We start from the raw sequence: 14,554 nt of genomic DNA on the forward strand, positions 1-14,554 counted from the left end.
GTCGGCCATCGAGGCGGCGTCGGCCCGGGTCGGGATCTCGGCGCGGGGCTCGCGGGACCAAGAGGACCGGGCGCGCGCAGGCTGACGGAAGCCATCGCCCGGCAGACGTCGGAGGCTCCCTTACGCCAGCGAGACCCAGAGCCCGTCCGGCCTCACCGCGACGGGCGACAGCCGCAGGGCACGGAACGACCAGCCCGGCGAGACCGAGCCGTCCCGGAGGTCGAAGGAGGCCTGGTGCCGGGGGCAGTGCAGCCGGCCCGCCGCGCAGCGGCCGAGGGACAGGTCCGCCCCCTCGTGCGGGCAGGCGCGCTCGGCGGCCACGATCCGCGTCCCGTCCCGCACCAGGATCAGCTGCCGCCCACCGACCCGGACCGGGGTGATCGCGCGGTCGCCGAGGAGGCTCGCCGGCCCCAGATAGGTCGGGCCCGGCCGCGCCTCAGCCACCCAGATAGGCTTCCCGGACATGCGGGTCGGCGATGAGGGCCTCGCCCGTGCCCTCGAGGACGATGCGGCCGGTCTCGAGGAGATAGGCGTGGTCGCAGAGTTCGAGGGCCGCGAAGGCGTTCTGCTCCACCAGCAGCACGGTGGTGCCCGCGTCGCAGATCGAGCGGATGACGGCGAACATCCGCTCGACGATATTGGGGGCGAGCCCCAGGGAGGGCTCGTCGAAGAGCACGAGGCGCGGGCGCGCCATCAGGGCGCGGCCGATGGCCAACATCTGCTGCTCGCCGCCCGAGAGGGTGCCGGCGGCCTGCTGGCGGCGCTCGGCGAGGCGCGGGAACTCGCCGTAGATGCGCCCGAGGTCCGCAGCGATGCCGGCCCGGTCCCGGCGCAGATACGCGCCCATGGCGAGGTTCTCGGCGACCGTCATCTGCGGGAAGACGCGTCGTCCCTCCGGGCAATGGGCGATGCCCGCCTCCAGGATGCGCCGGGGCTCGGCCCCCGTGATGTCGCGCCCGTCGAGCCGGATGGCGCCGGAGCGGGCCGGCACCAGCCCCGAGATCGCCCGCAGGGTGGTCGACTTGCCGGCGCCGTTCGCGCCCACCAGGGCCACGAGCTGGCCTTCGCGCACGTCGATGGTGAGGCCCTTGAGGGCGGTGACGTGGCCATAGCCGCAGACGAGGTCGCGGATCTCAAGCATGCGCGGCCTCCCGAGTGTCCGCCGATTGCTGGGCCTCGGCGATCGCCCGGCGGGCGGCGCTGCCCTGGCCGAGATAGGCCTCGATCACGGCCGGGTCGTTGCGGATCGCCTCGGGCGGCCCCTCGGCGATCAGCCGGCCGTAATTGAGGACGACGATGCGGTCGGAGACCTCCATCACCATCGGCATGTCGTGCTCGACCAGCAGGAGGGTGACGCCGCGCTCCCGGATCTGCCGGATCAGGCGCACGAAGACCCGGGTCTCCGAGGCGTTCATGCCCGAGACCGGCTCGTCGAGGAGGAGCATGGCGGGCTCGGTGGCGAGCGCCAGCGCCACCCCGACGAGGCGCTGCTCGCCGTAGGCCAGCGCCCCCGCCTTCTCCTGCGCGCGTCCCGAGAGGCCGACCCAGTCGAGAAGCGCCTCGGCGCGCGCCCGCAGGCGCCGCTCGCCGGCGCCTGTGCGGCCGATCAGTGTGTCGAGGAGGCGCGTGCGCGGCGCGGCCGCTCCCTGGCGGTGCAGGCCGATCATGACATTGTCGAACACCGTGTCGTCGGGAAAGACGCTGGTGCGCTGGAAGGTGCGCGCGAGGCCGAGGCGGGTGATCGCGTGCGGCGGCAGGCCCGCCAGGCCGGTGCCCCGGAACCGGACCTCGCCCTGGCTCGGCTTGAGGAAGCCCGTCATCACGTTGAAGGCGGTCGTCTTGCCCGCCCCGTTCGGGCCGATCAGGCTGACGATCTCGCCCTCCCGCACGTCGAAGTGCAGGTCCGCGATGGCCACGAGACCGCCGAAGCGCACGCCGACATGGTCGACGGAGAGGATCACGCTCATCGCGGCACCACCGGGCTGGCTTAGAGGACGGGGGCCCGTGCCGGCCGGGCGCGGGGCGCGAGCCTGGCCAGACCCGGCACGATCCCGCGCGGCATCACGTAGAGGATCACGATCAGCACGATTCCGTAGACGATCCACTGCGCTTCCGGCGCCATCACGGGGCGCAGGCCCACGGGCAGCAGACCGAAGATCAGGCCGCCGATCACCGGGCCCATCAGCGTGCCCTTGCCGCCCGCCACCACCATGATGACCATGCTGACGGTGGTGGAGAACAGGAACACGTCGGGATCGATGATGCGCAGGTAATGCGCGTAGAGGCTGCCCGCCGCGCCCGCCATGGCGGCCGAGATCACGGTCGCGATGGTGAGGGTGCGGGTGGCGTTGATGCCCACCGAGAGCGCCAGGGACTCGTTCTCCTTGAGGCCCCGCATCGCCCGGCCGAAGCGCGAGGCGACGAGGCGGGCGATGACGAGGTAACAGAGGGTGCCGACGGCGAGCACGAGGTAGTAGTTCTGCAGCTTGGTCCGCAGGGTCCAGGTGCCGAGGCCGGGCAGGCCGAGGCTGATCGCCGGAATGCCGGTGAGCGCCAGAGGCCCTTGCGTCAGTTCCACCCAGTTGAGGGCCACCAGGCGCACCACCTCGGCGAACGAGATCGTCACGATGACGAAGTAGGCGCCCCGCACCCGGAAGGAGAGGCGCCCGATCAGCCAGCCGCAGGCGCCGGCCGCCAGGATCGCGAGCAGAAAGCCCACGACCGGCGGCCAGGGCTCGTGGACCACGCGGGTGCCGAAGCCGATCTCCACGTCGAAGCCGAGGCTGGTGAGCGCGCTCACGTAGGCGCCGATGCCGAAGAAAGCGATGTGGCCGAGGCTGAGCTGCCCGGTGAAGCCGAGCAGCAGGTTCAGGCTCATGGCGCCGATGGTCAGGATACCCGTCGTGATCAGCGCGTTGAGCAGGTAGGGGCTCGCGCTCAGCCCCAGCGGCAGGACGACGAGGCCCGCGAGCAGCGCGAAGGGAAGCAGCCGGCTCATCCGATGCGCTCCGCCTTGGCGAACAGGCCCGTCGGCTTCACCAGCAGCACCGCGATGATGATGAGGAAGCCCATGGCGTCCCGGTAGCCGGAGGAGATGTAGCCGGCGCCGAGTTCCTCGGCGAGCGCCAGGATGAAGCCGCCGATGGCCGCCCCGGTGACGTTGCCGAGCCCGCCCAGGATGACGATGGCGAAGGCCTTCAACTCGGCGAGGCCCCCCATCTGCGGGAACACGACGTAGACCGGCCCGAGCAGGGCACCGGCGGCGGCGGCCAGGGAGGACCCGAGCGCGAAGGTGGCGGTGTCGATGAGGCGCACGTTGACCCCCATCAGGGCCGCCGTGTCGGCGTCCTGGAAGGCGGCCCGCATGGCGAGCCCGAGCTTCGTGCCGTTGATCAGCGCGTAGGTGAGCGCGATGAGGCCCAGAGCCGCCCCGAGCACGAACAGACGCAGCCAGGAGACCGAGACCGGGCCGATCTGCAGCGGGGCCTCGGGAAAGGGCGACGGGATCGCCTTGGCGACCCCGCCGAAGATCCACAGGGTCGCCGATTGCAGGGCGATGCCGGCCCCGATCATCACCAGCATGGTGGTGTCGATGTCGGCCCCCCGGAAGGGCCGCAGCAGCAGCCGCTCGATGGCCGCCCCGAACACGAGTCCGCCGAGGATCGCCACGGGCAGCGCCAGGAAGAAGTTCAGCCCGAGGGCCGCGACCGCGAGGTACATCAGGTAGGCGCCGACCGTGTAGAGCGCGCCGTGGGTGAAGTTCACCACATTCATGATGCCGAAGATCAGGGTCAGCCCGATCCCCAGGAGGGCGTAGGTGCCGCCCAGGATGAGCGTGTTGACGAGGTGCTGGATCAGCTGGTCCATGGGCGGCCCCGGGGTTTCGTGGATCGGCTCAGGCTCGCCCTCCCGCGCGCGGGAGGGCGTGGGGGGTGTCAGAGCGTCGGCACGACGACGCGGCCGTCCTTGATCTCGATGAGGTAGACGTCGGGCTTGCTCTGGCCGCTCTCCTTGCCGGCGGGGCCGGCCTTGGCGAAGCGGATCGGGCCGTTGAGCCCCGTGAAGTCGACGGACCAGAACGCCTTGGTGATCGCCGCCGGCTCGGCGGAACCCGCCTTCTCGATGGCGTGGGCGATGGCCCGGATGCCGTCGTAGCCGCGGAAGCTCTCGGTGACGCCCGCGAAGGCGAAGCCGCGCTTCTTCCACTCGGCGATGAAGCGTTCCGTCGCCTGCGGGTCCGGTGTCTTCTCGGGCAGCCAGGGCAGGAAGGTGGTCAGGTGCATCGTGCCGTCGGCGGCCGAGCCGGCCTGCGCGATGATCTGGTCGGGGTTCTGCGAGCCGCCGGTGGTGATGACCCGCTTCTTGAGGCCGAGCGCCGCCATCTGCTTGAACAGGAGCACGAGCTGGTCCACCGCGCTCGTGATCATGATGGTGTCGCTGTCGGAGGCCTTGAGCTTGGAGAGCTGGGCGCTCATGTCCTGCGCGCCCTGGTCCATGGTCTCGACGAGGCCGACCTGGACACCCTTGTCCTTCAGCATCTTGCCGAAATCGGCGGCGGCACCCCGCCCGAAATCGTTGTTGAGCACGAGGAAGTCGGCTTTCTTCATGCCGAGCTTGGCCACCATCGGCGCGAAGGTCTCCGCCTCCAGCGCGGAGGGCGGCGAGATGCGGAAGACGAAGGGATTGCCCGAGGTGGTGATCTTGCCGGACGAGGAGGTCTCGACCAGCATCGGCACCGCGTAGTCGATGAGCTTGGGCATCACCGCGAGCGTCAGGCTCGAGCCCCAGGCGCCCATCAGCACCGGGGTCTTGTCGCTGGTGATCAGCTTCTCGGCCACCGCCGCCGCTTCCGTCGGGTTGCTCTTGTTGTCCTCGACGATCAGCTCGATCTTTTTGCCCAGCAATCCGCCCCGGGCGTTGATCTCGTCGGCGGCGATCTTCGCGCCGTTGACCACGTAGGTGCCGGAGGCCGCGAACGGCCCGGTCAGCGGCTCGTTGACGCCGATGCGGATCGTGTCCGCCCGCGCCCCCGTGGCGGCCAGCGCCAGGAGAATCGCGGTCGTGACGGTGAACCTGCTGGGCATTCGCGTATCTCCGGTGCGGGGCTGGGGTGAAATCGGATCAGGCGCGGCCGAGCCAGGCCGCGAGGCGCGCCCGGGCAAGGCCGAGGAGGAGGCGCAAGGGGTTGAGGCCGGCCGGCGCCGGGGCCTCGGCGCCGGAGAGACGGGCATCGACCGCGCGGGCGAAATCCGCCGCGATGCGGCCGGCGAGGTCGCGCACGAGGCCGGGACGGCCGAACTGCGCGAGGGGCCCGGTCAGGGTGTAGCCGACATCGAGCACGACCCGGGCCGTGCCCGGCGCCGGACCGGGCTCGACCCGGTAGCGCAGTTCGCCCTCGGTGGCCGAGCGCCCGCCCGCGTCGCTGCCGGCACCCCGGACCGAACCGGCGAGCGTGGCGGGGTCCCGCGCGATGCGGGCGCTGCCCCGGAAGGTCGCGGCGATCGGCCCGATCCGGACCTGAAGGCCGCCCTCGACCGTGTCGGGCTCGGGCCGGCCCGTCAGGACGGCGCCGGGTAGGCAGGCGGCCACGGCCTCGATATCCCCCAGCAGGGCGAAGACGGCGTCCGGCGGGTGGGACAGGTCGATGACGTGCGTGAAGCGGTGGGCGGGCGCGAAAGGGGTCGCCGGCGTCGCCGCCCGGGCGGGCGCGACCCGGTTCTCCGTGACCCGCGCAGCCTGTGAGCGAGCCGCCACCGTCTCGCCGATGCGGGCGCCGACGGGGCCGAGGGCGCGCGCTGCGCCGGTCTCGGGCCGGATGCCTTGGGCGCGGCGCTCTGCGATGACGGCCATCACCGCTCGCACGATGCCGGCGTAGCCGGTACAGCGGCAGAGGTTGCCCGAGAGGCCGACCCGGATCCGCCGCTCGTCGGCCTCGGGCAGGCGCAGGACGAGGTCGCGTGCGGCCACCAGCATGCCGGGGGTGCAGTAGCCGCACTGGAGCGCGTGCTCGCGGTTGAAGGCGGCGCGTAGTTCCGTGGCGATCGGGTCGTCGTCCAGGCCCTCGATGGTAGTCACGGCGGCCCCTGCGCAGGCGCCCGCGAAGGTCAGGCAGGCGCGCGCCGGTTCGCCGTCGAGGAGCACGGTGCAGGCACCGCAGACGCCGTGCTCGCAGCCCAGATGCGTGCCCGTCAGGTTCAGGTTCTCGCGCAGCACGTCGCCGAGATGGCTGCGCGGCTCGGCTTCGATGCGTAGGGACCGTCCGTTCACCGTCAGCCCGAGGGCGATCCGGCCAGTGGTGGGCTCGGCCAATCCGGCGCTCATGCGGCCTCCGGGACACGCGAGAGGGGGAGCTTTCCGGCCTGCGCCACCGCGCGGGCCAGCACCGTGACGTGGACGTGGCGCTCGACCGGGTCCGCCATGCCGGCGGCGATCAGGGCGGCCTCCGCCGCGCTAGGCTCGAAGCGCTCCGCGAAATCGGGACTGATGCGGCCGCCGAAGAGCGGACGAGCATCGGCGAGGAGCACGGGCGCCCCCTCGACGGCGCCGATCACCGCGCGTCCCCGGCCGGCCCCCGGCTCCAGGCGCACGGCCCCGATGGCGTGGGCGAACTCCCCGATCTTGGCGCAGTGCTTGACGTAGCCCCAGGCGGCGCCCGGCGGCAGGGCCGGCACGCGCACCGCCACCAGGATCTCGGCCGGTCCGAGCGCCACCTCCAGCGCGCCGGTGACGAAGCGCTCCACCGGCAGGGTGCGGCGGCCCTTGGGCCCCGCGATCTCGACCTCGGCGCCGAGCGCCATCAGGGCGCTCACCCAGTCGGCGGCCGGGTCGGCGTGGACGAGGCTGCCGCCGATGGTGCCCCGGTTGCGCACGGGCCGGTAGGCGATCGCCGAGGCCACCCGCTGCAGGGCGCCCCCCGTGAGGTCGGGCACGCGCCCGTCCTCGATGTTGGCGTGGGTCACGCATGCGCCGAGCACGAGGGCGCCGGCCTCGACGCGGGCCTGACGCAACTCCGCGATTCCCGTGATGTCGAGGATCAGGTCCGGTTCGACGAGGCGCAAGGCCAGCATCGGCCCGAGGGACTGTGCGCCCGCGATCAGCTTCACGCCGCCCTCTGCCGTCGCGAGGCGGTCGAGCAGGGCGGCGAGGCTCGCCGGGCGCTCCCAGGCGAAGGGGCTGGGTTTCATGCGGCCTCCCGTGCGGGCTCGGCGCCGGTGCGGGCGGCCAGCACCGCCTCCACGATCCGTCGGGGCGTGACGGGGGAATGCAGCATCTCGACGCCGAGCGGGGCCAGCGCGTCGTTGATCGCGTTGGCGAGCGCGGCCGGCGGCGCGATGGCGCCACCCTCGCCGATGCCCTTCTGGCCGAAGCGCGTGTAGGGCGAGGGGGTCTCCATGTGCTCGATGCGCGCCATCGGCACCTCGGCGGCGCCGGGCAGCAGGTAGTCGGCAAACGTCGAGGCCAGCGGCTGGCCGCGGGCGTCGAAGCGCATCTCCTCGTAGAGGGCGGTGCCGATGCCCTGCGCGAGGCCGCCATAGATCTGGCCATCGACCACGAGGGGGTTCACCAGGGTGCCGCCATCCTCGACGATGACGTAGTCGAGGATCTCGACGGCGCCGAGATCGGGATCGACTGCGACCACGACCGCGTGGGCCGCGTAGGAGAAGGTGCCGGAATCGCGCTGCGGCTTGTAGCCGGCGGTGACCTCGAGCCCACCCGGATCGGTGTCGGGGCCAAGGTCCTGCGGGCGTCGGTACCAGGTGCGGGCGATGGCTTCCAGGGAGATGTCGCCGGAGGGGCCGACCACGTGGCCGCCCGAGAAGTGGCATGCCTCGGGGCTTGCCTGGAGCAGGTGGGCGCCGATCCGCACCGCCCGGTCGCGCAGGGTCTCGCAGGCCGTCGCCACCGCGCCACCGGCCATCACCATCACGCGCGAACCCCAGGAGCCGGTGGAGTAGGGCGTCATCGCGGTGTCGCCGTGGACGAGGCGGGTGCGCGCCACCGGCACGCCCAGGATCTCGTGGGCGACCTGGGCCAGCGTCGTCTCCAGGCCTTGGCCGTGGGAATGCGCGCCGATGCGGAGTTCGAGGCCGCCGTCCGGCGTCAGCCGGGCGGAGGCCTGCTCGTGGCCCGGCACCATCGGAATGCCCCAGCCGGAATAGACCGAGGTGCCGTGGGCCGCCTGCTCGCAATAGACCGACAGGCCGAGGCCGATGCGGCGCCCGTCCGGTTCGGACGCGCGTTGGCGGGCGCGGACGCCCTCGACGTCGATGGCCCTCAGCGCGCGGGCGAGCGCCTGCGGATAGTCGCCGCTGTCGAAGTGCTTTCGGGTGATGTTCTCGAACGGCATCTGCTCGGGCCGGACGAGATTTTTTTCACGCACGACCTCGGGCGCGATGCCCGCTTCACGGGCGACCGCGTCGAGCACGAGTTCGAGGGCGAAGCAGACGCCGGTGCGGGCGACCCCCCGGTAGGGCAGGATCGGGCACTTATTGGTGGCCACCGACCACGTGCGGCAGCGATAGCTCGGGAAATCGTAGGGGCCCGGCAGGATGCTGGCGACCTGTGCCGCCTCCAGGCAGGCCGAGAACGGATAGGCCGAGTAGGCGCCGGAATCGACGGTCGCCTCGCAGTCGATGCCCCGCAACCTGCCGTCGCGCTCCGCATAGGCGGTGATGCGATAGTGGTGCTCGCGGCAATTGGCGTTGGCGGTGAGGTGCTCGCGCCGGTCCTCAAGCCACCGCACCGGATGGCCGAGGCGCAGCGCCAGCCAGGTCAGCGCCACGTCCTCGGCGAGCAGGATCGCCTTGTAGCCGAAGCCGCCGCCGACGTCGGGCGAGACGATGCGGATGCGGCCCTGCTCGAGCCCCAAGCATTCCGCCAGCCCGTTGCGCACGATGTGGGGCATCTGGCTCGCGGTATGGACGACGACCTGATCGAGGCGGTGGTCGAGATGCACCACGGTGCCGCGTCCCTCGATCGGCGCCATGCACTGGCGCCCCGTCGAGATCGTGCGGCTGACCTTGATCGGCGCGTCGAGCGCGGAGGCGATGTCGATGTCGACCAGGGTCTCCAGGTAGACGTTGTCGCCCCAGTGCTCGTGGACGAGGGCGGAGCCGGGCTCGCGCGCGGCCAGCATGTCGTGGATCGCCGGCAACTCCTCGAGGTCGAGAACGATGGCGGCGGCGATGTCCTCGGCCTCGGCCCGGGTCGGAGCGACGCACATCGCGACGAGCTCGCCCACCTGCCGGACCTTGCCCGTGGCGAGCACCGGTTGCTCCGAGGCCTTGAAGCCCGGCAACCCCGAGACCGCCCGGATCGGCTGCACGCCGTCGAGGTCGGCGGCCGTGAAGACGCGGTCGCGATAGGCCCCCGGCACGTGGATGGCCCGGATGCGGGCATGCGCCAGGGGGCTGCGGACGAAGGCCACGTCCTGCATCCCGGGTAGACGGATGTCGCCGACGAACTGCCCGCGCCCGCGCATCAGCCGGTCGTCCTCCTTGCGGGGGAGGGGAGCGCCGACGCCCTCCTGGCGCGGCGGAACCGCGCTGGCGCCCGCGCCACTCATCGGGTGCCTCCGAGGAGGTCCTGCGCGGCGCGCACCAGCAGGCCGTCGGGCCGGCGGAACTCGTTGAGGATCGAGAAGTGGTCGGCGCCGGGCACCGGCAGCAGAGCGCCGGGTACGTGGGCGGCGGCGCGCAGGGCGTGGAGGTTGCGCGCGTCGTGGACGAGGGCGGGCAACTCGCGGCTGCCGTAGGCGATCGTCAGGGGCTTGTCGACGACGGGGCGCCGCAGGGGCGAGAGCGTCTCGACCTCCGCATCCGTGAGTCCGAGCTTGTCGTCGAGGTAGGTGTCGCGGATCGGGGCGAGGTCGTAGACGCCGGAGATCGCGAGGCCCGCCGCCACCGCCGGGTGGCCGAGCTGCATCGCGGCGAGCTGGGCGCCGGCCGACCAGCCGGACAGCACGAGGGGGCCGGAGATCCCGTGGGCCGGTCCCCGCTCGGCGAGCCAGTCGAGGGCCGCGCCGATCTCGGCGACGATCCCCGCGAGACTGGATTCCGGGGCCAGGGTGTAGCCCGGCATCGCCACCGACCAGCCGGCCGCGTTGAGCCCTTCGGCGAAGCAGGCGAAATCGGCCCGCGCGTTGCGCTGCCAGTAGCCACCGTGGACGAAGACGAGGCAGGGCGCGCCGGCTTGCACGGCCGGGTAGAGGTCGAAGGCGGTGCGGTCGCTTTCTCCTGTGCCGCGGGCGCTTGCTGCATAGGGGATGTCGAGGTGCTGGCCATGCGCGGCCCGGTACGCCGCCGAGGCGGCGTTGCGGGCGGCGACCTGCGCGGCGGAGTCGGGCACGCCCGCGTTGTTGTCGTAACAGGCGCCGCGCGCCGCCCGGTCGAGGTCGCCCCAGCGGCGGCGCGGGTCGGCGGGCGTCGGGTCGTCGAGGCGGAAGGCGGTCATGGACACTCCCTCAGGCCGCGATCGCCTGGGGCAGGATCGGCGAGTCGGCCTCGAAGCGCCGGCCCGCCCGCAGGCAGAAGGCGGGGCGCAGGAGCCGGTCGGCGACGACGCGGGTGTCCTCGTTGTCCCGCAGGAGGAAGCGTCCGCGATCGTCGTGCAGCACCGAGACGTCGGCCGCGAACCCCACCGTCAGGGCGCCGATGCGGTCGCTCATGCGCAGCATCTCGGCCGGGTGCGAGGTCACCATCGGCACCACCTCCTCCAGCGGGATGCCCAGCGCCATCATCGAGCTCATCGCCTGGGTGAGGCTGAAGCGGGCCTGGCCGAGGAAGGGGTGGTTCTCGTCGTCGTGGTGCTCGTCCGGGGTGCCGGCGGGTTGGGGCACCTCGGTGTTGTAGCCGTGCATGTCGGCGCCCAGCGTGTAGGGGATCACGCCGGCCGGCAGCGAGGCGCGGGCGACCCGGTAGGAGAAGTGGCTGCCGTGGCCGACATCCACCTTGAGCCCCGCATCCATCGCCCGGCGGATGATGTGGTGGACCTCGCCGGCCTCGTTGATGAAGCCGCCGGGATGGCGGGTGAAGGGATGGGCCAGCACGTCGCCGGGGCGCAGCAGCGGAATCACCCGTTCGACGATAGTGTCGGCGTCCTCGCCGTTGGCGCCGGATTCCGGCAGGCCCCAGAGCTGGCCGAAATGCACGTAGAGCGGGAGATCGGCCTGGCGGCTGATCTCGGCGGCCATCTCCATGACGCGGATGCCCCAGCGGGCGAAACCGCCGATCTCGGCATGGCCCTTGATGCCGCGCACGAGGTCGCGGTTCTCGGTGGCCGATTTCACCGTGGCGTCGATGTCGACGCCGTCCGGGCTGTAGAGGTTCGGGTAGAAATGCCCCTCCAGACCGCCGACGAGGTAGGCCGACAGGAAGGCCAGCACCTGCGTGTCGGCCTGCTCGGCGATGAAGTGGCGGAAGCCCGGCAGGGTCATGCAGGACGGACCGCCTTGGTCCACCACGGTGGTGACGCCCGAGCGCACCCCGACCATGTCGGGGTTCAGGCCGAAGCGGCCGGTGACGTACTGGTAGACGTGGGCGTGGGTGTCGATCATGCCCGGCAGCACGAGCTTGCCCGAGACGTCCACGGTCTCGGCGGCGGAAGAGGGCAGGATCGCCGCCTCCACCGCGGCGATGCGCCCGTCGCGGATCGCCACGTCGCGGAGGCCATCGATGCCGGAGGCGGGGCAGATGACGCGGCCCCCGCGCAGGAGCAGATCGTAGCGGCGCGGATCAGGGTTGGATTCGACCATCACTCGACCTCGTGATCCCGGCCGGTCGGTACCGGCCCCGTTCTTGCCAAAAATTGCCCGACCAAAAGCGAAGCATGCTTCGTATCTCGGCTTTGCACGGGGCGTGCCAAGTCCGAAGCCATTCTGGGAAACGCGTCGATGGAGCAGGTCTCGGAGAGTATCGTGGAGGGACCGCCGGAGCGGGGGCCCGGGCCGGAGGGCGCGGCGCCGTGGCCGCTCTCGGAGCGGCCCGGATTTCTGGCGCGGCGGATGCACCAGATCCACGTCAGCCTTTTTGCTGAGCGGTGTGCCGATTTTCGCGTCACGCCGCTGCAGTACAGCCTGCTCTCGCTGCTGCGGCAGCTAGGGCAAGCCGACCAGACCACGATCGCCGAAGCCGTCGCCCTCGACCGCACGACGACGACGGGCGCCCTCAAGCGCCTGGCGGCGCGGGGGCTCGTCGACCGCGCGACCTCGCCCACCGATCGCCGCGCGCAGATCTGCCGCCTGACGGCGGCGGGCGAGGCGCTTCACGGGGCGATGGAGGCGGCGGCCCGGGAGGCGCACGCCCGGACGGTGGAGGCCCTCTCGGAGGCGGACCAGGCCCACCTCATCCGCCTGCTGAGGCAGGTCGTTGCCGCGCATGACGACCGGATGGGCGAGGCCGATCTTGGCTGAGCATCCTTCGCCGAAGGGGTCACGGGTTCCGCGTCGGGGGATCGCGCCTCGTCGACAGGCGGCCCGGATGCGTAGCGGTCACCGCCCGCCGAGGGAGGCGGGCTGTCCCGGCAGCGGCAGGCGGTAGCCGGTGTCGGCAAGGCCGTCGCCCTCGACGCGGTACACGCCCAGCGTCCGGTCGACATAGTTGCCGACATAGACGTAAGCCCCCGAGGGACTGAACACGATGCCCTGGGTCACCGCCCCGGCCTCGGCCTCGGCCACCCGCCGGACGCCGTCCGGTCCGATGGCCAGGAGCGCCACCGCGCCGGTCGGCGTGTAGCCCGGACTGCTCCGTGGCGCGCTCGCTCCCCGCACCACCGAGACCGCCGCGTGGCGGCCGTCCGGCGCGATCGCCAGGGCCTCCGGCGTGTCGCCGATCCCCAGATGGTCGACCACGACCGGGCGGGCCGCATCGGCCCGGATCACGCTCACGGTGTCGGCATGGCCGTCGCTCGGCTCCGGTCCGGTATTGCCCGTGAGGGCGAGGCGTCCGTCCGGCGTCACGTCGAGCCCGTAGACGCCCGGTCCCACCGGCATGTCGAGGGCGGGATCGTAGCGCAGGGCCGTGCCGTCGATGGCGAGGACGCCGATCCGGCCGGCCTTGTTCTTGGCGACGAAGGCCCGTTTGCCGTCGGGCGCGAACGCCACCGCCGCGGCCTCGTCGCCGACCTCCACCGTCGCGACGGGGCGCACGACGGTGCCGCGGATGCTCAGGGCGGTGACGCTGCGCCCCGCGCGGTTGGCGACGAGGGCGAGGTCACCGGCCCGGTTGATGGCGAGACCGGAGGGCTGCGACCCCACCGTCAGGGTCTCGACGACGCGCGGCGGCTCGGCGGCGAGATCGATGACGTGGAGCCGGTTGTCGGGCTGCGCGTACCAGGCCGTGCCCTCCGGGCGCATCAGGACCGAACTGGCCACGAGGCCGAGGCGGCCGTCCGGCGTGACGCGCAGGTTGGTCGGCGGTCCGTAGACCGAGTTGTCGAGGGGAAGGGTGTGGAAGAGGCGCGGGCGCGCCTCGTCGCCGACGTCGAGGATCCCGACCGCATCGTGCCCGTTCGGCCCGTTCCGGCCGCCCTCCGGATCGAAGAAGGTCTTGCCGTCGAGGCCGACCAGGATGCGGGACGGCGCCTCGGCCGCCGGCACGCCCGCCGGGGCGGCCAGGATGAGGATGCCCAGAAGCGCGGTGCGCGTGAGCCTGTGTGCGAGCCATCGTCTCATCGCGAGGACATAGGGCGGGAGAGAGACGGCGCCCGTCCGGTGATCGATGTTTTTCCGATGGTCGCGGGTGGCTGATACGCTCTGGCAGGTTCAGGACGGATCGCGATCGCCCGTCAGCGGGCGCCGATAGATCAGGGTTTCCGCCAAGTACAGATCCAGGCTCGAGAATGATCGGGACCTCCGCGTGACCGCTGCCCAGTTCTCGGCGACCCGGCAGGCTTCGGTCTCGTCGCTGGCCGCGAAGGTCAGGCTCTCGCTGCGCAATTCGGATTCTGTGTAGAGATGGGCCGTGTAGATCTCGCGTCGGCCTTCGGGGGGGGGCATCGAGGATGTGTCCGGGCGCTCGTCCAAGTTGAGGCAAAGATCTTCAATAAGTTTCACGCCGCTGCCGCAGAAGCCGGATTGGTTCGGTATCCCTGATGAGCAGTACCTACGGTACGCCCACGATCTCATGGGAAGACCCGCCGCGGCCGGGGGCCGGGCGGGTCCGTGGGGAAGTCTATGGCCGCTACAGGCTCAGGAAGGCGTTGGCCGAGCCCACGACCGTGAAGGCGAGGCCACCGACAAAGGCGGCGGCCATCGCGTAGGAGAAGCCCTTCAGCAGCATCGGGTGATCCGTCTCCCGTTCGATCAGCAGCGGTTCCCGCCCGAGGTCTGGCCGTATTGCTGCGTGGGGAAGTTCTGCTGGTTGGCATTGCCCTCGGCGGCCGAGCTCATCGGGCAGCTGTAGGGGCTGCGCAGGGGCGCGGCGCGGCGGGGTTCGAACGAGCCCGTGGTCTCGACGTCGTAGGGCGCGAACCCGGTGTAACGGGAGGGGCTGTCGTAAGCCATCGCGGACGAGATCGGAGCAACGCCAAGGACAAGGGCGGTGGCAAGAGCGGCGAT

Annotated in this window: 15 protein-coding genes; 1 reads left to right on the forward strand and 14 read right to left on the reverse strand. The window is 71.9% G+C overall.

The genetic code is table 11. The annotated features are described in order from the left end of the window. Positions 1–120 precede the first annotated feature (120 nt). From MFF30_RS00500 to MFF30_RS00550, 11 genes are all read right to left on the reverse strand, one after another. Positions 121–444, reverse strand: coding sequence for a Rieske (2Fe-2S) protein (locus MFF30_RS00500; protein ID WP_238275153.1), 324 nt, complete (start codon positions 442–444; stop codon positions 121–123). Then, a complete protein-coding gene (locus MFF30_RS00505; protein WP_238275155.1) occupies positions 437–1,141 on the reverse strand; it encodes an ABC transporter ATP-binding protein in 705 nt (234 codons plus the stop codon). Before MFF30_RS00505 ends, MFF30_RS00500 begins: the two co-directional genes overlap by 8 nt. Continuing rightward, a complete protein-coding gene (locus tag MFF30_RS00510) occupies positions 1,134–1,967 on the reverse strand; it encodes an ABC transporter ATP-binding protein (protein ID WP_238275157.1) in 834 nt (277 codons plus the stop codon). The genes MFF30_RS00505 and MFF30_RS00510 overlap by 8 nt, the downstream gene beginning before the upstream one ends. Before the next feature lie 20 nt (positions 1,968–1,987). After that, a complete protein-coding gene (locus tag MFF30_RS00515; protein ID WP_238275159.1) occupies positions 1,988–2,998 on the reverse strand; it encodes a branched-chain amino acid ABC transporter permease in 1,011 nt (336 codons plus the stop codon). After that, on the reverse strand, positions 2,995–3,867 hold the full coding sequence (locus tag MFF30_RS00520) for a branched-chain amino acid ABC transporter permease (protein WP_238275162.1): 873 nt from the start codon (positions 3,865–3,867) through the stop codon (positions 2,995–2,997). Before MFF30_RS00520 ends, MFF30_RS00515 begins: the two co-directional genes overlap by 4 nt. 68 nt (positions 3,868–3,935) lie before the next feature. After that, on the reverse strand, positions 3,936–5,084 hold the full coding sequence (locus MFF30_RS00525; RefSeq protein WP_238275164.1) for an ABC transporter substrate-binding protein: 1,149 nt from the start codon (positions 5,082–5,084) through the stop codon (positions 3,936–3,938). Between the two features lie 37 nt (positions 5,085–5,121). Continuing rightward, positions 5,122–6,321: a xanthine dehydrogenase family Fe-S subunit gene (locus tag MFF30_RS00530; RefSeq protein WP_238275166.1), complete on the reverse strand. Its 1,200-nt coding sequence runs from the start codon at positions 6,319–6,321 to the stop codon at positions 5,122–5,124. Further along, positions 6,318–7,184: an FAD binding domain-containing protein gene (locus MFF30_RS00535; protein WP_238275168.1), complete on the reverse strand. Its 867-nt coding sequence runs from the start codon at positions 7,182–7,184 to the stop codon at positions 6,318–6,320. The genes MFF30_RS00530 and MFF30_RS00535 overlap by 4 nt, the downstream gene beginning before the upstream one ends. Beyond that, complete coding sequence (locus MFF30_RS00540) at positions 7,181–9,565, reverse strand: xanthine dehydrogenase family protein molybdopterin-binding subunit (protein ID WP_238275170.1); 2,385 nt, start codon at positions 9,563–9,565, stop codon at positions 7,181–7,183. Before MFF30_RS00540 ends, MFF30_RS00535 begins: the two co-directional genes overlap by 4 nt. Beyond that, entirely contained in the window at positions 9,562–10,452 is an 891-nt protein-coding gene (locus MFF30_RS00545) for an alpha/beta hydrolase (RefSeq protein WP_238275172.1), read from the reverse strand. The genes MFF30_RS00540 and MFF30_RS00545 overlap by 4 nt, the downstream gene beginning before the upstream one ends. A gap of 10 nt (positions 10,453–10,462) precedes the next feature. Further along, positions 10,463–11,752, reverse strand: a complete 1,290-nt coding sequence (locus MFF30_RS00550; protein ID WP_238275175.1) for an amidohydrolase/deacetylase family metallohydrolase — start codon at positions 11,750–11,752, stop codon at positions 10,463–10,465. A gap of 138 nt (positions 11,753–11,890) precedes the next feature. Here MFF30_RS00550 and MFF30_RS00555 point away from each other — a divergent pair, with 138 nt between their 5' ends. Beyond that, the gene (locus MFF30_RS00555) at positions 11,891–12,409 is read left to right on the forward strand and encodes a MarR family winged helix-turn-helix transcriptional regulator (protein WP_238275177.1); all 519 of its coding nucleotides are present in this window, start codon (positions 11,891–11,893) and stop codon (positions 12,407–12,409) included. 78 nt (positions 12,410–12,487) lie between these two features. Here the strand turns inward: MFF30_RS00555 and MFF30_RS00560 are convergent, their stop codons facing one another. From MFF30_RS00560 to MFF30_RS00570, 3 genes are all read right to left on the reverse strand, one after another. Further along, on the reverse strand, positions 12,488–13,669 hold the full coding sequence (locus tag MFF30_RS00560) for a YncE family protein (protein ID WP_238275179.1): 1,182 nt from the start codon (positions 13,667–13,669) through the stop codon (positions 12,488–12,490). A 90-nt stretch (positions 13,670–13,759) separates the two neighbouring features. Then, positions 13,760–13,993 carry a hypothetical protein gene (locus MFF30_RS00565; RefSeq protein WP_238275181.1) on the reverse strand — a complete coding sequence of 78 codons (234 nt, stop codon included), beginning with the start codon at positions 13,991–13,993 and terminating at the stop codon, positions 13,760–13,762. 306 nt (positions 13,994–14,299) lie between these two features. After that, positions 14,300–14,554 (reverse strand): hypothetical protein (locus MFF30_RS00570; RefSeq protein ID WP_238275191.1); only part of this gene is annotated, 255 nt, incomplete at its 5' end.

Source organism: Methylobacterium goesingense (genome assembly GCF_022179225.1).
Lineage (GTDB): Bacteria > Pseudomonadota > Alphaproteobacteria > Rhizobiales > Beijerinckiaceae > Methylobacterium > Methylobacterium goesingense.